This is a genomic window from Lysobacter enzymogenes (assembly GCF_900106525.1).
Taxonomy (GTDB): domain Bacteria; phylum Pseudomonadota; class Gammaproteobacteria; order Xanthomonadales; family Xanthomonadaceae; genus Lysobacter; species Lysobacter enzymogenes.
Map to the genome: position 1 here is coordinate 779,130 of NZ_FNOG01000001.1, position 19,285 is coordinate 798,414.

General features: G+C 71.1%; 12 protein-coding genes. 7 read left to right on the forward strand and 5 right to left on the reverse strand.

Annotated features, from left to right (window positions below; translation table 11 throughout):
• The first annotated feature begins 69 nt into the window (after positions 1-69).
• From BLU84_RS03400 to BLU84_RS03415, 3 genes are all read left to right on the forward strand, one after another.
• Positions 70-930: a PhzF family phenazine biosynthesis protein gene (locus tag BLU84_RS03400; RefSeq protein WP_074862900.1), complete on the forward strand. Its 861-nt coding sequence runs from the start codon at positions 70-72 to the stop codon at positions 928-930.
• A gap of 566 nt (positions 931-1,496) precedes the next feature.
• Complete coding sequence (locus BLU84_RS03410) at positions 1,497-2,987, forward strand: collagen-like triple helix repeat-containing protein (protein WP_083382277.1); 1,491 nt, start codon at positions 1,497-1,499, stop codon at positions 2,985-2,987.
• Between the two features lie 217 nt (positions 2,988-3,204).
• The gene (locus tag BLU84_RS03415; RefSeq protein ID WP_074862903.1) at positions 3,205-4,926 is read left to right on the forward strand and encodes a ShlB/FhaC/HecB family hemolysin secretion/activation protein; all 1,722 of its coding nucleotides are present in this window, start codon (positions 3,205-3,207) and stop codon (positions 4,924-4,926) included.
• A 237-nt stretch (positions 4,927-5,163) separates the two neighbouring features.
• On the opposite strand, the gene recQ is transcribed toward BLU84_RS03415, so the two are convergent.
• The 3 genes from recQ to BLU84_RS03425 all read right to left on the reverse strand — a co-directional run bounded on the left by recQ (position 5,164) and on the right by BLU84_RS03425 (position 7,840).
• Complete coding sequence (gene recQ, locus BLU84_RS03420) at positions 5,164-6,990, reverse strand: DNA helicase RecQ (RefSeq protein ID WP_074862905.1); 1,827 nt, start codon at positions 6,988-6,990, stop codon at positions 5,164-5,166.
• Between the two features lie 9 nt (positions 6,991-6,999).
• Entirely contained in the window at positions 7,000-7,167 is a 168-nt protein-coding gene (locus BLU84_RS28190) for a DUF6053 domain-containing protein (protein ID WP_425479300.1), read from the reverse strand.
• A gap of 97 nt (positions 7,168-7,264) precedes the next feature.
• Positions 7,265-7,840, reverse strand: a complete 576-nt coding sequence (locus BLU84_RS03425) for a Dps family protein (RefSeq protein ID WP_074863316.1) — start codon at positions 7,838-7,840, stop codon at positions 7,265-7,267.
• Between the two features lie 156 nt (positions 7,841-7,996).
• Between BLU84_RS03425 and hrpA the strand changes: the two genes are divergently transcribed.
• A complete protein-coding gene (gene hrpA / locus BLU84_RS03430; RefSeq protein ID WP_074862906.1) occupies positions 7,997-12,118 on the forward strand; it encodes an ATP-dependent RNA helicase HrpA in 4,122 nt (1,373 codons plus the stop codon).
• A gap of 230 nt (positions 12,119-12,348) precedes the next feature.
• Here the strand turns inward: hrpA and BLU84_RS03435 are convergent, their stop codons facing one another.
• Positions 12,349-12,831 (reverse strand): hypothetical protein, encoded by a 483-nt coding sequence (locus BLU84_RS03435; RefSeq protein WP_074862908.1) that lies wholly within the window; start codon positions 12,829-12,831, stop codon positions 12,349-12,351.
• 125 nt (positions 12,832-12,956) lie between these two features.
• Positions 12,957-13,475 carry a hypothetical protein gene (locus BLU84_RS03440; protein WP_074862910.1) on the reverse strand — a complete coding sequence of 173 codons (519 nt, stop codon included), beginning with the start codon at positions 13,473-13,475 and terminating at the stop codon, positions 12,957-12,959.
• Positions 13,476-13,560: 85 nt separating this feature from the next.
• Between BLU84_RS03440 and BLU84_RS03445 the strand changes: the two genes are divergently transcribed.
• The 3 genes from BLU84_RS03445 (at position 13,561) to BLU84_RS03455 (ending at position 19,002) form a co-directional block, all read left to right on the forward strand.
• A complete protein-coding gene (locus tag BLU84_RS03445; protein ID WP_074862912.1) occupies positions 13,561-15,732 on the forward strand; it encodes a RelA/SpoT family protein in 2,172 nt (723 codons plus the stop codon).
• A gap of 346 nt (positions 15,733-16,078) precedes the next feature.
• Positions 16,079-17,710, forward strand: coding sequence for a tetratricopeptide repeat protein (locus BLU84_RS03450; protein ID WP_083382278.1), 1,632 nt, complete (start codon positions 16,079-16,081; stop codon positions 17,708-17,710).
• A 356-nt stretch (positions 17,711-18,066) separates the two neighbouring features.
• Positions 18,067-19,002, forward strand: coding sequence for a glycosyltransferase family 2 protein (locus BLU84_RS03455; protein WP_074862913.1), 936 nt, complete (start codon positions 18,067-18,069; stop codon positions 19,000-19,002).
• The last annotated feature ends 283 nt before the right edge of the window (positions 19,003-19,285 follow it).

Consider the following 19,285-nt stretch of genomic DNA (forward strand, 5'->3'; position numbering starts at 1 on the left):
GGGTCGGCGCGCGCGTCAACAGGCCGAAAGCCACATAGCCGCGCGCGCCGCGGCGGTTACGATCCGGGGATGAGCCTGCGCCGCTATCTGCAACTGGACGTGTTCGCCCACCGCATCGGCGCCGGCAATCCGCTGGCGGTGGTGTTCGATGCGCAGGGCCTGGACGACGCGGCGATGCAATCTTTCGCCGCGTGGATGCATCTGCCCGAAACCGTGTTCCTGCTGCCGCCGCAGGACGGCGCCGACTACCGGGTGCGCATCTTCACTCCGACCCGCGAGCTGGATTTCGCCGGGCATCCGAGCGTCGGCGCGGCCTGGGCCGTGCTCGATGCGCGGCGGGTGCCGGCCGGTTGCGAGGCGATGGTGCAGCAGTGCGCGGCCGGCTCGCTGCCGGTGCGCATCGTCCACGACGCGACCGGGCCGCGGGTGTCGGTGCGCACGCCGCGGGCGCGGCCGCTGTCGGTCGAACCCGACCGCGCGGCGCTGCAGGCGATCCTGCGCGATCTGCCGGCCGGCGCGCTTCGCCCGGCGCTGTGGGACAACGGCGCGCGCTGGTGGCTGGCCGAGGTCGAGGACGTGCGTGCGCTGCGCGGCTGGCGGCCCGAGCTGGCGGCGATCGCCGCGCTAGGCGGCGACGCGCTCGGCCTGGCCTTGTTCGCGCCGGGCGACGTCGCCGGCTGCGCCCGCACCGTGCGCGCGTTCTGCCCGGCCGACGGTTTCGCCGAGGATCCGGTCACCGGCAGCGCCAACGCCGCCATCGCCAGCGCCTTGCTCGCCGCCGGGCGGCTGAGCGCGGGCGACAGCTACAGCGCCAGCCAGGGGCGCGAAGTCGGGCGCGACGGGCGGGTGGAGCTGAGCGTGGACGAGGCCGGCGAGGTCTGGGTCGGCGGCCGGGTGCAGGCGGTGATCCGCGGCAGCGTGGAGTGGTGAACGGGCGGTTCTGCCAATTTGTATTTGCATAATGCATTTGGCGCTGTTTACGTAAATTCGCCAGTGAATGCGTAAAAAAGAACACGGGCGTGCGGCTTTTCGGCGCGCCGAGAGCGGCGATGCGTGCCGTGGCGACGGGTACCGACCGTCGCGCGCCGAGGCCGGTGTCGGGTGCTGGCTCCCGACTCGATTCACATGTCGCGTCACAATTTAAAGTTGCGATTTCGTTGGTTCGGTGACGCCGTTCCGACCCGGCGCATGCGGGCCTGCGACAGGCCTGTCCGGCCGCTCCGGCGAAGTGCGTTTCAGCGCGCCGCCATGAACGAAAATCACCGTTTCTCACTGAAATAACCGGCTATCGGAAATCTCCGCCGGGGCCGTCGGCACGGCCGGTTTCATCACGCGCCTTTAACGATAAACAGGCGCAGCCTGTCCGCGATACACACGAGATTCGCACCTCGAATGTGTGTTGTCGGCGCTTAGCCGGTGTCGCCCCACGCAGACGCAGGCACAGCGGTCCAAACCTCAGGGCACGGAGCAGCGCAAGGCTGCATTCGGAGGACGTGATGGACACCCAAGGCATTCGCAAGGCTCTTTCCTACAGCTTGCTCGCCGCGTGCATCTTGACGATCACGGTATCGGCGACGGGCTGCTCGGGCTCGGGCGGCGTCAAATCCAGCTTCAATCCCAACCCGGGCGGTCCGGGCGGCCCCGGCGAGCCCGGCGGCCCCGGTGGTCCCGGCGATCCGGGCGGGCCGGGCAATCCCGGTGGCCCCGGCGGTCCGGGCGGACCGGGCAATCCCGGCGGGCCCGGCAATCCGGGCGGGCCGGGCAATCCCGGTGGTCCCGGCAACCCGGGCGGCCCAGGCAATCCGGGCGGACCGGGCAATCCCGGCGGTCCGGGCGGCACTTCGGCCGGCAATCCGCTGGGTTCGGTCATCACCACCGTCGGCAATCTGGTCTCCGGCATCGGCGGCGGGGTGAGTTCGCTCGGCACGCAGATTCCGAATCAGGCCCTGCTCGGCGGCAACAACCCGACCACGCAGGGGTTGGCCAAGGTCGTCGACGACCTCGGCAAGACCGTCAGCGGCCTGGGCGGTGCGACCAGCAGCGGGCTCGGCCAGATCGGCAACATCGCCAACCCGGTCGGCACCACCGCCGGCGGGGTCGACAATCTCGTAGTCAACGTCGGCACCACGGTCGACGACCTCGGCAAGACGGTCGCCACCGTCGGCGCGTTCCAGGGCTCGCCGATCCAGCCGCTGACCAGCGCGGCCGGCGGCCTGGTTTCGGGCGTGGGCGGCGGGGTCAAGCAACTCGGCGGCAAGCTCGGCGGCGTGATCGAAGGCCAGTCCGGGCAGCAGCTCACCGGCGCGGTCAGCCAGATCGTGACCCCGGTAGCGGGCCTGCTGCAGGCCAACGGCGGCACCACCGGCGGCAACGGCGGCGGCAATCTGGTCGCCAACGCCTCGCGCGGCGTCGGCGGCGTGGTCGGCGGCGTGGCTTCGGCCGGCGCGGGCCTGGGCGCGGCGATCAGCGGCGCGCCGGTACCCGGCGGCGCCGGCGGCGTGACCAGCGTGGTCGGCGGCGCGGTGACCGGCCTGAGCGGCAACCTCGGCACGGTCGGCGCCGGCATCAACGCCGGGCTCGGCAATGCCGGTGGGATCGCCAATCCGGTCGGGGTGACCGCGGCCGGCGCGACCACCGGCGTGGCCGGCGTGGGCGTGACGGTCGGCGGCGTCGGCACCGGGCTGGCCAGCGCCGGCGCGGCGACTCCGCTGGCGCCGGTGACCAATCTGGTCGGCGGCGTAGTGTCCGGCGTCGGCAGCGGCGTCAATCAGGTCGGCACGGGGGCGACGGCGGCGGTCAACGGGCCGCTGCAGCCGGTGACTCAGGGGCTGAGCACGGTCGTCAACGGCGTAGCCGGGGCGACCGGGCTCAACAACGCCAACGGCGGCCTGCTCGGCGGTGTGCTCGGCAATGCGACCGGCGGCACCAACGACAAGGGCGGGCTGCTCGGCACCGGACTGCTCGGCAAGAAGGGCGCCAAGCCGTAAGCGTCGGCTCGGTCCGGATGCAGGTGTGATCGACCGCGCGGGAATGGCCACGCGCCATTCCCGCCGCGGCATACGCACGTAGATTGGAGTTCGTCAGCGCAGGCGCGTCCGGCCCAGGGCGGACGCGCCTGGCTTTCGCGGCGCTGCTGTCGCCACTGGCGACTCCCGGCGCCGCTTGCCTGCCGAGATTCGGGTTGCCGACGACAAGGGGCCGTGCATGGCTACAGGGCTTTGGGGGAAGCGCTATCCGCTCGCGCTGGCATTGTCGGCGTGTCTGTACGCCAGTCCACCCGCATCGGCGCAAACCGCCGCACCGCGCTTGCCGAGCACCGGCAATCCGCTGCAGACGCTGCCGCAGGCGCCGTTGCCCAAGGGCCCGGCCAAGGTCGAAACCACGGTCGCGCCGCAACAGAATCTCGAGATGGCCGCGTTCCTGGCCTTGCAGCTGACGCCGTCGCGGTTCGAGGTGTCCGGGGTCAAGTCGGTGCCGTTCGACGACGTGATCGGCCTGTTCAAGCCGCTGGCCGGCCAGCCGATCACCGTCGCCCAGTTGCTCACCGCAGCCGAGGCCTGCACCAAGCTGTATCGCGAACGCGGCTACGCGCTGTCGTTCTGCTATGTGCCGACCCAGGACTTCGCCGACGGCGCGGTGCGGGTGGTGGCGGTGGAAGGCTACGTCGCGCAGGTGCGCATCCAGGGCAAGGCCGGCAAGCTGGAGCGCAAGATCCGCGCGATCGCCCAGCGCATCGTCGACGACCGGCCGCTGCGGCAGAAGACCTTCGAGCGCTATTCGCAGATCCTGGGCTTCCTGCCGGGGGCGAAGATCGGCCTCAACGTGCCGGCGCCGACCACCACCGACGGCGCGACCTCGCTGGACGTCACCGTCGAGGCCAAGCGCTATGACGCGACCTGGGCGCTGGAGTTCAACCATCCCGGCACACAGGGCCTGGCTTCGCTGAATCTCAATGCGCTGACCTCACTGGCCGAGCAATGGAGCCTGGCGGCGCTGTACCCCGACGGCCGCGGCAACGAGCGGTTCTACAGCGCGGGCTATCAGCAGTTGTTCGGCAGCGATGGCTGGATCGGCCGCGCCGAAGGTTCGCGCTATCGCGGCGTGCCGGCGACGCAGACGCCGCTGCCGGCGTTCCTCGACCATCGCGTCGAGCAGGACCGCTACGCGCTCAGCGCGCGCTATCCGCTGCGGCTGGAGACCGAGCGCTCGCTGTTCCTGTCGCTGGGCGCATACGCGGCCGACCAGTCCGACCGCTACCTCAACACGATCAACGGCGCGAGCCTGGAGCAGCGCTCCAAGACCCGCGTGCTGCAAGCCGGGCTGGATTTCGCCGAGGCCAAGAAGGACCGCGCGCGCCAGGTCAGCGTGCAGATCGCGCGCGGCTTCGACGCCTGGGGCGCCAAGGCCGAGACCCTGACCAACATCGGCGGCGCGATCCTGCCCGCGGCCAGCGACGTGGCGTTCACCCGCTACAACCTGGGGTTCGCCCAGAGCCGGGCGTGGAAGGACCAGCGTTACCTCGCGGTGCTGCGCGCGGCCGCGCAGTACACCCGCGACCGCTTGCCGTCGTCGGAGCAGATCAGCTTCGGCGGCACCCGCTTCGCCCTGGCCTACGACCCGGGCGAAACCTCGGGCGACCGCGGCTGGGGCGTGGGTCTGGAGCTGAGCCGCAATTTCAAGCCGAACACGCGCTGGCTCAAGGCGGTGTCGCCGTACCTGAGCGTGCAGCACGCGCAGGTGTCGCTGAGCGACGGCCGCCGGCCGGCGCCGAACCGGCTGGGCACGGTCGCGCTGGGCGTGCGGCTGTCGGACAACAAGCACTACAACATCGATTTCGCCTACGCCAAGCCGACTGCGGACCTGCCGTTGGAGACGGACGACCGCAAGCCGCGCTGGAATTTGAATTTCGCGTATCAGTTGCCGTGAGGGCGGATGCGTCGGAAGCGGTGCGAGGTGGGGACGCGGCGGCGGGATGAGCGTGAGCCGCGCTGGTAGGTTCGCGATGGCGAGGTGGGGTTCGTCGTTGCTGCGTTGTCGCGGTCGCGGCTTGCGCCGCTCCTACAGTCGGATACGTAACTTGCCGCAGCGCCTGTAGGAGCGGCGCGAGCCGCGACCGCGACAATACGACTGCGACGCACCCGTCCCGCAGCGACGGCGCTGCGGTTACTCGTGATCGAGCAGATGCTGCAACACCGCCTCGCCGTAGCGATCGAGCTTGCCCGCGCCGATGCCGGGAATCTGGGCCAGATCGTCGAGGTCGTCCGGCGCCTGTTCGGCGATGGCGCGCAGGGTGGCGTCGTGGAAGATCACGTAGGCGGGGACGTTCTGTTCGCGCGCGGTGGTCGAGCGCCATTCGCGCAGGGCGTTGAAGCGGGCCAACGCGTCGGGGGCGAGATCGGCGACGGCGGCCGCCGCGGCCGCGCCGCCGCCGCGCGATTTCTTGGCGCCTGCGCCGCGCGCGGGCTTGGCGGTCTCGCTGCGGAAGCGCAGGCTGCGCTCGCCGCGCAGCACCGGGCCGGAGTCGGCGGTCAGGCGCAGCGCGCCGTGGCGTTCGATGTCGGCCTCCAGCAGGCCGCCGGCGACGAGCTGGCGGAACACGCTGCTCCATTGGCGCGCGTCGAGGTCGGCGCCGATGCCGAAGGTGCTCAGGTCTTCGTGGCCGAAGCGCGAGACCTTCTCGGTGGTCTGCCCGCGCAGCACGTCGATGACGTGGCCGGCGCCGAAGCGCTGGCCGGTGCGGTACACGCACGACAGCGCCTTGCGCGCGGCGATGGTGCCGTCCCAGCTTTGCGGCGGCTCCAGGCAGTTGTCGCAGTTGCCGCAGTTGCCCGGGTGCGGTTCGCCGAACCAGCCGAGCAGGCCCTTGCGCCGGCATTCGGTGGATTCGCAATAGCCCAGCAGCGAGTCGAGCTTGCGCAGCTCCACCCGCTTGCGCTCCTCGCCGGCTTCGCCTTGCTGGATCAGCTGGCGCAGGCTCACCACATCGCCCAGGCCGTAGCACAGCCAGGCGTCGGCCGGTTCGCCGTCGCGGCCGGCGCGGCCGGTTTCCTGGTAATAGCCTTCGATCGACTTGGGCAGGTCGACGTGGGCGACGAAGCGCACATCGGGCTTGTCGATGCCCATGCCGAAGGCGATGGTGGCGACCATGACCACGCCGTCTTCCTGCAGGAAGCGGCGCTGGTTGCCCGCGCGCGACTCGGCCGGCATGCCGGCGTGGTAGGGCAGGGCGTGGATGCCGGCCTCGACCAGCTGCGCGGCCACGGTTTCCACGCGCCGGCGCGAGAACGCGTAGACGATGCCGCTGTCGCCGCGATGCGCGGACAGGAAGTCCAGCAGCTGGCGGTTGCCGTTGTCCTTGTGGACCACGCGGTAGCGCAGGTTGGGGCGGTCGAACGAGCTGACGAAGCGGCGCGCCTCTTCCAGGTTGAGCCGCTCGGCGATCTCGCGCTGGGTCGGCGCGTCGGCGGTGGCGGTCAGGGCGATGCGCGGGATGTGCGGCCAGCGCTCGTGCAGGATCGTCAGTTCGCGGTATTCGGGGCGGAAGTCGTGGCCCCATTGCGAGACGCAATGGGCCTCGTCGATGGCGAACAGGGCGATCTTGGCGCGATCGATCAGGTTCAGGCAGCGCGCGGTGAGCAGGCGCTCGGGCGCCACATACAGCAGGTCGAGCTCGCCGGCGAGCAGTTCGCGCTCGATCCGCGCGGCCTCGTCGGCCGACAGGGTGGAGTTGAGGTACTCCGCGCGCACGCCGAGCTGGCGCAGCGCCTCGACCTGGTCCTGCATCAGCGCGATCAGCGGCGAGACCACCAGGCCGCAGCCTTCGCGCACCAGCGAGGGAATCTGGTAGCACAGCGATTTGCCGCCGCCGGTCGGCATCAGCACCAGGGCGTCGCCGCCGTCGATCACGTGCTGGACGATCTGCGCCTGTTCGCCGCGGAACGCGGTGTGGCCGAAGACGCGGTGGAGGATTTCGAGTGCGGGGGACGACATGGGCCTAGTTTAGCGGCGCGGCCGCGCGCAGCGGTCGGAGAACGGCGCCCCGGCGGGTCGGGAATCGGCGGACGCGGTTATGGGAGGGCTTGTTGTGGAAGGGCCTTCAGGGCCGAGGCTCTTGTTCCAGGTCGCGGCGACCCGATCGACAAGCATCGGGCCTGAAGGCCCTCCCACAACAGGTCTCCTACAATCGAAAAACCCCTCCCCGCAAGGCGGAGAGGGGTTTCGGGAGCGAGCCCGGGCGGCCTGCGCCGCACCGGGCCCGGGCCGGTCACTGCAGCAGCGAGCGCAGCATCCAGGCGTACTTCTCGTGGGTCTGCAGGCGCTGGGTCAGCAGATCCTCGGTCGGCGCGTCGTCGACGTCGTCGGCCTGGTCGAGTACCTTGCGCGCGGTGCGGCACACCGCTTCGTTGCCGACCACCAGCTGGCGTACCATTTCGCGCCAGTCCGCGGCGTCGCTCAGGCCCGGCTCTTCCGGGATCGAGGACAGGCGCACGAACTCGGCGTAGGAGCCCGGAGCGTTGAAGCCCAGGGCGCGGATGCGCTCGGCGATCTCGTCCAGCGCGGTCCACTGCTCGTTGTACTGGGTCTCGAACATGACGTGCAGGCTGTTGAACATCGGCCCGGTCACGTTCCAGTGGAAGTTGTGGGTCTTCAGGTACAGGGTGTAGCTGTCGGCCAGGAACCGCGACAGACCCTCGGCGATCTTCTTGCGATCGGCCGGCGAGATCCCGATATCGATCGAGGGACCGCGGTCGTTCGGACCGGGCGAGGCGGCCGGGTTCACCGGCGTTTCCTTGCCGGACTTGCCGGGTTTGCTCTTGTCGGACTTGCTGGACTTGGCCATGTGCGACTCCTTCATTGGGGGATGTGCAGCGGAAGACGGGATTCCGGCGATCCGGACGGTTCTTCTATGGGGTCCGGACTTTGCGGCGACAATAGGCGCAGTCGCGGCGGAAGTGAAATGGTTTGTTTTTAGCGCTGCAATGCAGACGATCTATCGATGAATACCAGTCAATCCAAACAGTCTAAGCAGGCCGATGCGAGCGCTGCGTTACGGCAGGCGCGCCGCGCCATCGACGGCGCGCTGAGCCGCGACCGCGGCCGCCTGCACGGGCTGTGGTCGCGCTGGAGCGGCAAGCCCGCCGATGCGGCCGCGCAGGAGGCGTTCTCCAAGGCGCTGGCGGCGTCGCTGGCGCAGCGCCAGGCGCGCGCGGCGGCGTTGCCGCAGGCGCCGGTGGATCCGGCTTTGCCGATCGCGGCCGAAGCCGAGCGCATCGTCGAGCTGATCCGCAAGCACCCGGTGGTGGTGATCGCCGGCGAGACCGGTTCGGGCAAGACCACCCAGTTGCCCAAGCTGTGCCTGGCCGCCGGCCGCGGCGCCGCCGGCCTGATCGGCTGCACCCAGCCGCGCCGCATCGCCGCGCGCGCGGTGGCGCGGCGCGTGGCCGAGGAACTGAACACCGAACTCGGCGGCGCGGTCGGCTATCAGGTGCGCTTCAACGAGAACGTCGGCGAGCGCACCGCGATCAAGTTCATGACCGACGGCATCCTGCTGGCGGAGATCCAGTCCGACCGCTTCCTGTCGGCCTACGACACCATCCTCATCGACGAGGCGCACGAGCGCAGCCTCAACATCGATTTCCTGCTGGGCTATCTCAAGCAACTGCTGAAGAAGCGCCCGGACCTCAAGATCATCGTGACCTCGGCGACCATCGACACCGAGCGCTTCGCCGCGCACTTCGACGGCGCGCCGGTGGTCAGCGTGGAGGGCCGCGGCTATCCGGTGAACGTGCGCTACCGTCCGTTGGACGATGCCGAATCGCAAGGCGCGGACGAGGCCAATCCGCCGCGCCGCGCCGCTGCGGCGAATGCCGAAGCGCGCAATCCGAACGCTGCGCGCAGCGTCAACGACGGCATCGTCGCCGCCTGCGACGAGATCACCCGTGAGGATCCGCGCGGCGATGTGCTGATCTTCCTGTCCGGCGAGCGCGAGATCCGCGACGCCCACCAGGCGCTGGAGCGGCGCAAGTACCGCGAGACCGAAGTGCTGCCGCTGTACGCGCGGCTGTCGGTGCGCGACCAGGACCGGGTGTTCAACCCCGGCCCCAAGCGCCGCATCGTGCTGGCGACCAACGTCGCCGAAACCTCGCTGACGGTGCCGCGCATCCGCTACGTGGTCGATCCGGGCCTGGCCCGGGTCAAGCGCTACAGCCCGCGCGGCAAGCTCGACCGGTTGCACATCGAGCCGGTCAGCCAGGCCAGCGCCGACCAGCGCAAGGGCCGCTGCGGACGCATCAGCGAAGGTACTTGCTACCGCCTGTACAGCCAGGCCGATTTCGAATCGCGGCCGCAGTACACCGACCCGGAAATCCGCCGCGCCGCGTTGGCCGGCGTGATCCTGCGCATGCTGTCGCTGGGCCTGGGCGATATCGAGGCGTTCCCGTTCCTGGAGCCGCCCGACAGCCGCGCCATCGCCGATGGCTGGCAGCAACTGGCCGAACTCGGCGCGGTCGACGAGCAGCGCAAGCTCACCGCCACCGGCCGGACCATGGCGCGCCTGCCGGTGGACGTGAAGCTGGCGCGCATGCTGGTGGCCGCCGACCAGCACGGCTGCCTGCGCGAGACGATCGCGATCGCCGCGTTCCTGGGCATCCAGGACCCGCGCGAGCGTCCGTCCGACCAGCGCGCCGCGGCCGACAACGCGCATGCGCTGTTCGCCGACCCGCGCTCGGAGTTCGTCGGCATCCTCAAGCTGTGGGACGCCTACCAGCAGGCCCACCAGGAACTCACCCAGTCCAAGCTGCGCGGCTGGTGCGAGAAGCATTTCCTCGGCTTCCTGCGCATGCGCGAGTGGCGCGAGCTGCACCGCCAGCTGAAGCTGCTGTGCGACGAACTGGGCTGGCGCAGCCGCGAGGTCGCGCAGGCGCCGGCCGACGAGCCGATGGACGCGGCCGCCTACGCCACCTTGCACCGCGCGCTGATCGCCGGCCTGCCGACCCAGGTCGGTTTCCGCGGCGACAAGGGCCTTTACGACGGCCCGCGCGGGCGCAAGTACACCTTGTTCCCGGGCTCGCCGCTGGCCAAGAAGCCGCCGCCGTGGCTGCTGTCGGCGACCTTGCTCGACACCGAGCGGGTGTGGTCGATGACCAATGCCTCGATCGAGCCGGACTGGGCGATCCAGGAACTGTCGCACCTGTTGGCGCGGCGCCATCACGACCCGCGCTGGTCGCGCTCGCAGGGCCGCGTGGTCGGCAGCGAGCAGATCAGCCTGTTCGGGCTGGTGCTGGCGCCCAAGCGGCCGATCCACTACGGCGCGCTGTACCCGGAAGAAAGCCGCGCGATCTTCGCCCGCGACGCATTGGTGACCGGCGAGATCAACACCCGCGCCGGGTTTCTGGCGCGCAACCTCGCCACGCTGGCGAAAGCGCGCGAAGAGGAAGCCAAGCAGCGCCGCGCCGGGCTGGTGGTGGACGAGGAATGGATGGCGCAGTGGTACCTCGACCGCCTGCCGCCGCAAGTGCACAACGCGCAGGCGCTGGACGCCTGGTACAACAAGCTGCCGGCGAACGAGAAGGCCGCGCTGGAATGGAGCGCCGACGATCTGATGATCGGCGGCGAAAGCGAGGCCGCGCGTTTCCCGCCGTACCTGCAGCTCGGCCAGGCCCGGCTGGCGGTGCGCTACCGCTTCGAGCCCGGCGCGCCCGACGACGGCATGACCTTGGCGGTGCCGCTGCATCTGCTCAACGCGCTCGACCCGGCGCAGCTGTCGTGGCTGGCGCCGGGCTTCGTCGCCGACAAGGCCGCGGCGCTGATCAAGTCGCTGCCCAAGGCGCTGCGGCGCAACTTCGTGCCGGCGCCGGACTTCGCCAAGGCCTTCCATGAGGCTCATCCCAAGCCCGAGGCCGACGATTTCGCCGGCACGCTGGCGCGGTTCCTGCGCAAGCTCGGCGGGGTGGAGATCGCTGCGACGGATTTCGACGCGGGCTCGATCGAAGCGCATCTGCGCATGAACCTGCGCCTGCTCGAATATCCGGCCGGTCAGGAAGGGCGCCGCGGCAAGGGCGAGGCTAAAGGCGAGCCGGTCGTGCTGGCCGAATCGCGCGACCTCGACGAACTGCGCGCGCGCTTCGGCGAACGCGCCGCGCGCGCATTCGCCGCGCGCGCGGCCGACGGCCTGGGCCAGCGCGGGCTGACCGCGTTCCCCGATCAGCCGATCCCGCTGTCGGTGCCTGGCGCCGCCGGCGTGCCGGCGTTCCCGGCGCTGCACGACGACGGCGACAGCGTGTCGCTGCGCGTGCACGCCGAGCGCGAGGCAGCGCTGCGCGCACATCCGCGCGGGGTGCGCCGGCTGCTGGCGCTGGCGATGGTGGAAAAGCTCAAGCAGGCGCGCAAGCAATTGCCGATCCAGCCCAAGATCGGCCTGCTGTACGCGGCGATCGAATCGGCGGCGCCGCGCCAGGAGCGCGATTCGCTGCTGCGTCAGGCCCAGGCCGGCAACGCCGCCGGCCGCGCCGCGCTCGACCGTCCGCGCGACGGCGACCGCCTGCGCGAGGACCTAGTCGACGGCGCGGTGCAGTCGCTGCTCGGCGAGGACGCCGAGCTGGTGCAGGTGCGCGACGCGGCCGCGTTCGAGCTGCGCCGCGACGAGGTCGCGCGCAAGCTGTTCCCCGAGGCGATGGAGCGGCTGCGTCAGGCCGAAGCGATCCTGGCCGCGGTCGCCGAGGTGCGCGCGCGCCTGGAATCGCCGCTGATGGGCTGGGCCAGCGGCAACCTCGACGACATGCGCGCGCAGCTGGCGCGCTTGACCCCGCCGGGGTTCCTGCGCGACGTGCCGACCGCGGCGCTGGCCGAATACCCGCGTTATCTCAAGGCGCTGTCGACCCGCGGCGAGCGCGCCCTGCGCGATCCGGTGCGCGATCAGGCGCGCATGCTCGAACTCAAGCCCTTCGTCGATGCGCTGGACGCGGCGACCGCGGCCGGCGGCGGCGGCGACGCCGGCTGGCAGGCCTTGCGCTGGGACATCGAGGAACTGCGCGTGTCGCTGTTCGCGCAGGAGCTGGGCGTGCGCGGCGGGGTGTCGCCGAAGAAACTGGCGCAGCGGCTGGCGGCGTTGCGCGGTTGAGCCAGGCCTCCGGGCTTCAGCCCCGAGGCTTGGGCTTTTATAGGAGGGACTTCAGTCCCGAGGCCTCGGCTCTTGTGGGAGGGACTTCAGTCCCGATGCCTTTCTTTCAGATCGCTTCGACCTGAGCGGAAAGCATCGGGACTGAAGTCCCTCCCACAAAACACCGCCGCCCCAAAACGACACAGGCGACCCGAAGGCCGCCTGTGCACGCTGCGCGAAACCGCCGCGCCTCATTCCACCCGCTTGACCTTGGCCTTCTGGGTCTGCCCTTCGGCCTCCAGGTACCAACCGCCCATCATGCCGGGGCGGATCGTCACCTGCGGCGCCGGCACCGGCTTGCCGAGGAACAGCGAGCCTTCGACCACGCGCCAGCGCTGGCCGTTCTCCAGCTCCAGCACGGTGCCGCCGGACCAGCCGCGGAACTCGCCGGCCTTGAGCTTGCTGACCAGCGGCTCTTCCGGCCCGTGGCGGTCGAGCAGGCCGCGGCGCTCGGAGCGCACCTGCTTGGCGGTTTCCTCGACCGCGACGGCGTGGTCCTGCGACAGCAACTGGTCGAGCAACTGGATCTGCTGCGACGACAGCGTGTCCAGGCCGGTGGCCTTGAGCTGCTCGGCGCTCAGGCGCTGCTGCAGCGGCACATAACGCTCGGCGCCGTGGGCGGCGCCAGCGAGGACGAACGACAGGGCAACGGCCAACGGCAACGACACTCGCATGGGAACAACTCCGGCGCTCGAAGCGGACTGCGGAAGGAAGCCCCGCCGGGTGCGGCGGGGCGCTGGGAATCGACCTGCCTGGAACCTGCCTGCTTAAAGCCGGCCTGCCTCAAGCCGGCCGGCGATCACTTGACCCGGACCACCTTGGCGCGGGTGTTGTAGCCCTGCACCGACAGATACCAGGCATTGCCGATGATGCTCGGGGCGATGCGCACCTGCGGCGAGTCCAGGTTCACGCCCGGCAGGTCGGCGTTGTCGTCCTGGCGCCATTCCTGGCCGTTGTCGAGCACGAAGGTCATGCCGCGCTGGAAGCCTTCGAAGCGGCCGCTCATGCGCGCCACCACCGGCTCCTTGGACGGGCTGCGGTCGAAGAAGCCGCGGCGCTCGTGCGCCTCGCTTTCCTGGGCCTTGACCGCGGCCTTGCTGGTTTCGGCTTCCAGGGTGCGGTTGAGCCAGGCGTTCAGGTTGCTCAGTTCCTGGTCGCTGAGCTTGGTCAGGCCGGCGTTCTTGAATTGCTCGGCGCTCATCTGCTGCTCGATCTTCTGCTGCGCGAGCGCGGCGGGAGCGGCCAGGCAGGCGGCCAGGGCGAGCAGCAGCGGGGCGATGGCGAGACGGCGCGGCGCGGTGGGAGCGATTGCGGACATTCGTACGGTTCCTCGGCTGTTACTCGGGACGGATGCTCGCTAGTGTAGACGCTAGCTCCTCCCGCTTCTCCATTCCCCCCGCGCAGTGAACGTTTCCGCCGAACCGCCCGCACCGCCCCTGTCCGACGTCCTGGCCTTGCCCGCGGCGGCGGCCCTGTCCGCGCCGCTGCGCGCGGCTCTGCTGAACGCGGCGCGCGCGCCGCAGGCCGGCGACGGCGCGCTGGACTCGCCGGCGGTGGTCGCCGCCACCCTGGACGCGCTGGCCCTGCTCGGCGCCGACGGCGACACCGTGGCCGCGGCGCTGCTGCACGCCTACCCGGGCTGGGCCGCGGCGCTGGGCCCGGGCTGGGAGCGCGAACACCCGGTGCTGGCCGCGCTGCTCGACGGCCAGCGCGCCGCCGGGCAGGTCTGGGCGCTGCACGCCGAACCCGGCCGCCAGTCCGGCAGCGAAGGCCTGCGCCGGCTGCTGCTGGCGATCGTGCGCGACCTGCGGGTGGTGCCGATCCTGCTGGCGCGACAGCTGGCGCGGCTGCGCCACGCCGACAGCCTGCCGCCGCCGACCCGGCGCGAGCTGGCCGCGCTGACCCGCGACATCCACGCACCGCTGGCCAACCGGCTCGGCATCTGGCAGCTCAAGTGGGAGCTGGAAGACCTCGCGTTCCGCTACCTGGAACCGCAGACCTATCAGAAGATCGCGCGCCTGCTCGACGAGAAGCGCGTCGACCGCGAGCGCTACATCGAGAACGTCAAGCGCGTGCTGCGCGAGGCGATGGCCGCGCAGGGCGTGCGCGCCGAGGTCGCCGGCCGGCCCAAGCACATCTACAGCATCTGGAAGAAGATGCAGCGCAAGGACGTGCCGATCGGCGAGCTCTACGACCTGCGCGCGGTGCGGGTGATGGTCGACGACCTGGCTTCGTGCTACGCCGCGCTCGGCGTGGTCCACGCGCAGTGGACGCCGATCCCGAGCGAGTTCGACGACTACATCGCCCGGCCCAAGCGCAACGACTACCGCTCGCTGCACACCGCCGTGGTCGGGCCGGAAGGTAAGACGCTCGAGGTGCAGATCCGCACCGACGAGATGCACCGCCAGGCCGAGCTCGGCGTGGCCGCGCACTGGAAGTACAAGGAGGTCGGCAGCCAGAGCGCCGACGCCGCGTTCGACCGCAAGATCGCCTGGATGCGGCGCCTGCTCGACACCAAGGCCGAGGGCGGCGGCGACGAGGCCCTGGCCGGCGAGCTCGACACCGAACTGGTCGAGGACCGGGTCTACGTGCTGACCCCCAAGGGCGAGGTGATCGACCTGCCGACCGGGGCGACGCCGCTGGATTTCGCTTATCACGTGCACACCGAGGTCGGCCATCGCTGCCGCGGCGCCAAGGTCGACGGGCGGATCGTGCCGCTGGACCACAAGCTGCGCAGCGGCGACCGGGTCGAAATTCTGACGGCCAAGACCGGCGAGCCGCGCCGCGACTGGTTGGTGGCGGCGAACGGTTTTCTCGCCAGCAACCGCTCGCGCGAGAAGGTGCGCACCTGGTTCCACAAGCTCGACCGCTCGCGCAACGAGGCGGCCGGGCGCGAGTTGCTGGACAAGGAACTGCGCCGGCTCGGCCTGCTCGGCGCCGAGCTGGCGCCGGTGCTGGAACGCTTCAGCCTGGCCAGCGACGGCGATCTGTACGTGCAGGTCGCGCTGGGCTATCTCGGCCCGCACCAAGTCGGTCGCGCCCTGCTGGAGCACGAGCGCGCCGCCGCGCCGGCCGCGCCGCCGCCGGCTTCTAGCGTGGTCGCGGTGTCCTCGCGCAAACCGGCCGGCAAGTCCACCGACTTCACCGTCGAAGGCGTGGGCAACCTGCTGGTGCAACTGGCGCGCTGCTGCCAGCCGCTGCCGGGCGAGCCCATCGTCGGCTACCTGACCCGCGGCCGCGGCGTCAGCGTGCACCGCCCCGGCTGCACCGCGTTCGAGCGCCTGGCCGCGGCCCAGCCGCAGCGGGTGCTGCCGGTGGAGTGGGGGCGCAAGGGCTCCAACTACGAAGTCGACATCGAAGTGCTGGCGCTGGACCGCAAGTGGCTGCTCAAGGAAGTCACCAACGTCATCGCCCAGGGCAACGCGCACGTGCTGAGCATCCGCAGCGACGTCGAGCGCAACGGCTCGCAAGTGCGGCTGCGTTTCCGCCTGCGCGTGGGCGACTACGGGCAGCTGTCGAACCTGCTCGGCAAGCTGTCGTCGCTGCCGGGCGTGGAGTACGCGCAGCGCCAGTGAGCTGCGCGCGCCCTGGTCGGAGCGCTCTTGTGGGAATGCTCTTGTAGGAGGGACTTCAGTCCCGATGCTTTTCTTTCAGATCGCTTCGACCTGAGCCGAAAGCATCGGGCCTGAAGGCCCTCCCACAAAAGCATGAAGCCCTTCCACAAAGGCATGAAGCCTTCCCACAAAAGCATGCCCTCCCACAAGAGCATGGGTGATGCCTCCGCAGCTTGCTTGTGGGAGGGCCTTCAGGCCCGACGCTTTCCGCTCAGGTCTCGACGACCCCGCCCACAACCGAAGCCCTCGCCACCGCGCATCGACGCGCAATCGCGATCGTCATCCGCGCAGCGCTATTCTGTGCGCCGTGAATCCGCGCCCGCCCGCCACGCCCTATCTTGCCGCCGCCCCGCCGGGCGGCGCGCGCATCGAACCGGCCGCCGGCGACTGGACCGAACTGGATTTCGACGCGCCGCACCGCCGCAACCGCGAAGACGACGACACGGCCGCGGACGCCGGCCTGCGCGGCTGGCTGCTGCGCCACTGGCTGCGCGTCGCTTTGATCCTGGTAGGCATCGCCGCGCTCGCCGCGCTGACGCTGTGGCGGCAGCCGCTGTCGGAATGGGTGTGGCCGGAAACCCGCCTGCAGCGTCTGCGCGACCAAGCCGCGCAGGCCTTGTCGGAAGGCCGGCTGAGTTCGCCCGACGGCCGTGGCGCGCGCGAGCTGTACGAAGCCGCGCTGGCGGTCGATCCCGACCGTGGCGACGCCCGCCAGGGCCTGGCCCGCACCGGCGAGGTCGCCTTGCAGCAGGCGCGCCAGGCCATCGACGGCGGCCATTTCGAATTCGCCCGCCAGCGCATCGCGCTGGCCCGCGACCTGGCCGTGCCGCGGGCCAAGGTCGAACCGCTGGCGCAGCTGTTGCGCCAGCGCGAAGCCGCCCACGCCGGCCTGGACCGCATGGTCGCCGCGGCCGCGGGCGCGCGCGAGCAGGGGCGCCTGGACGGCGCCCCCGACGCCGCGCTGCCGCTGTACCTGCGCGTGCTGGAACTGCAGCCGCAGCGCAACGACGCGCTGGAAGGCCGCGACGACACTCTCGCCGACCTGCTGCAACAGGCGCGCCAGGCGCTGGAGCGCGGCGAACTGGTGCGCGGCGCCCAAGGCATCGCCCGCGCCCAGGAAGCCGACCCCGGCCACGCCGACCTGCCCGACAGCCTGACCTTGCTGGAGCTGCGCCTGGAGCGGCGCCGCGGCGAGGCCGCGCAGGCTTTGCGCCGGCAGCGCCTGGACGCGGCGGTGGAGGCGTATCGCGATGTGCTGACGGTGCGGCCCGACGATGCCGCCGCGCGCGAGGGGCTGATGACCGTGGCCGCGGCCCATGCCGAACGCAGCGAGCGGTTGGCCGCGGATTTCCGCTTCGCCGACGCCGAAGAAGAACTCGGCCTGGCGCGCGCCATCGCTCCGGCCGCGCCGGCGATGGCGATCGCGCGCCAGCACCTGGACCGCGCGCGCGAATCGCGCAAGCGCTTCGATCAGGAAGGCCCGGCGCACCGGCGTCAGTCGTTGCAGCGGCTGCTGGCCGAGGCCGCCGCGGCCGAGCAGCGCGGCGATCTGCTGACCCCGCCCGGCGACAGCGCCTACGACAAGCTGCGCGCGGCGCAGGCGATCGCGCCGAACGATGCGGCCGTGCGCGCCGCGGCCGCGCGGCTGCTGCCGGCGGCCAAGCGCTGCTTCGAGCGCGAGCTCGGCGGCAACCGGCTTTCGCGCGCCGGCGAATGCCTGGACGCGCGGCGCGCGCTGGAGGGCGGCGGCGGTGCGGTGCGCGAGGCCTCGGCGCGGCTGGCCCAGCGCTGGATCGGCGTCGGCAGCGAGCGCCTGGGCGCGGGCGAGCTGCGCGCCGCGCAGGCCGCGCTGCAGGCCGCGCGCGGGCTCGACGGCAACGCGCCCGGGCTGGCCGAGCTGGCCGCGCGGGTGCAGGCGGCGGGGGCGGCGAGCAATTGAGTCCGGTCGCGCGGCGATCGGACCCGAAGGCGTCGGGCCTGAAGGCCCTCCCACAACAGCCTGAGCGCCTCCAAACAAGCCTGGGGCCTCCTACACAAGCCTGAGGTCTCCTACACAAGCCTGAGACCTCCCACATAAGCCTGAGGTCTCCTGCAAAAAGTCATGGCCTGCGGGTCCCGCGCGGCATTTGCTGCTGTGGGAGGGCCTTCAGGCCCGACGCTCTCGTTCCAGCCTGCCGCCCGCCTCCAAGACCCGCCGCCCTGGCCTGGGCGATAATGCCGCCATGCCTCATCGCTCCCGCCCGACCCTCGCCCCTCGCCCGATCCAGCGCCGCCGCGCCGCGGAGCCGCGCTGACATGTCCGATTCCGCCCCTCCCGCCTGCGCCGATGTGTGCGCGGCGATCGTCACCTATCACCCGCAGATCGAGCTGCTGCGCGACGTCGTCGCCGCGGTGCGGCCGCAGGTCGGCCGGGTGTGGATCTTCGACAACGCCAGCCCGGGCGCCGAAGTCGCCGCGTTCTTCGACGAACTGCGCGCGCAGGGCGTGCAGGTGCTGCGCAGCGAGCGCAACGTCGGCCTGGGCAGCGCGATCAACCAGGCTGCGCGCGCCGCGCGCGAGGCCGGTTTCGCCCAGATCCTGCTGATGGACCAGGACAGTCTGGTCGGCGCCGGCATGGTCGCGACCTTGCAGCGCGCCCTGCGCGAACTGGGCGTGCACGGCCCGGTCGCCGCGGTCGGCCCGCAGTTCCGCGACCAGCGCACCGGCGCGCTCGCGCCGTTCGTGCGCATCGCCTTCCCGATGAACCACAAGCTGTTCGGCGGCCCGGGGCAGACGGTGGACTGCGATTTCCTGATCACCTCCGGCAGCCTGCTGCCGCTGGACGTGCTCGACACCGTCGGCGGCATGGACGAAGGCTTGTTCATCGACAACGTCGACGTCGAATGGAGCTCGCGCGCCAAGTACCACGGCTACAAGCTCTTTGGTGTGTGCGACGCGCACATGCAGCACCGCATCGGCGAGCTGGTGGCGATCAGCGAACTGCTGCCCTCGTACAAGCACGTGGTGCACAGCCCGACCCGGCTGTACTACATGATGCGCAACCGCGTGCTGCTGTACCGCCGCGCCGAAGTGCCGCGGCGCTGGGCGGCGCAGGACTTGCCGCGGCTGGTGCTCAAGTTCGTCGGCACGGCGCTGTTCCTGCGCCCGCGCCTGGGCTATGTGCGGGCGATGCTGAGCGGCCTGCGCGACGGCATCGCCGGACGGCTGGGGCCGATGCCGCCGCGGGGGTGAGGGCGGAGGGTTTCGGCGCCGATGCGGCGAAAATCAAAATGGGTTCCGGCTTTCGCCGGAATGACGGGACAGGAACGGACACCCAGACCCGGTCGTTCCGGGCAGCGCCCACACCCCGACATTCCATGCAGCGCCGTCGCCCCGTCATTGGAGGCGCGCCCACACCCCGTCATTCCGGCGAAAGCCGGAACCCATTTTGCTCTTGCTCTTAGTCGCTTCCCGCCGCCCGCCACCGCGAATCGCCGCGAAAACCGCAAAACTTTGCCGATCCGGTCGTCCGGCC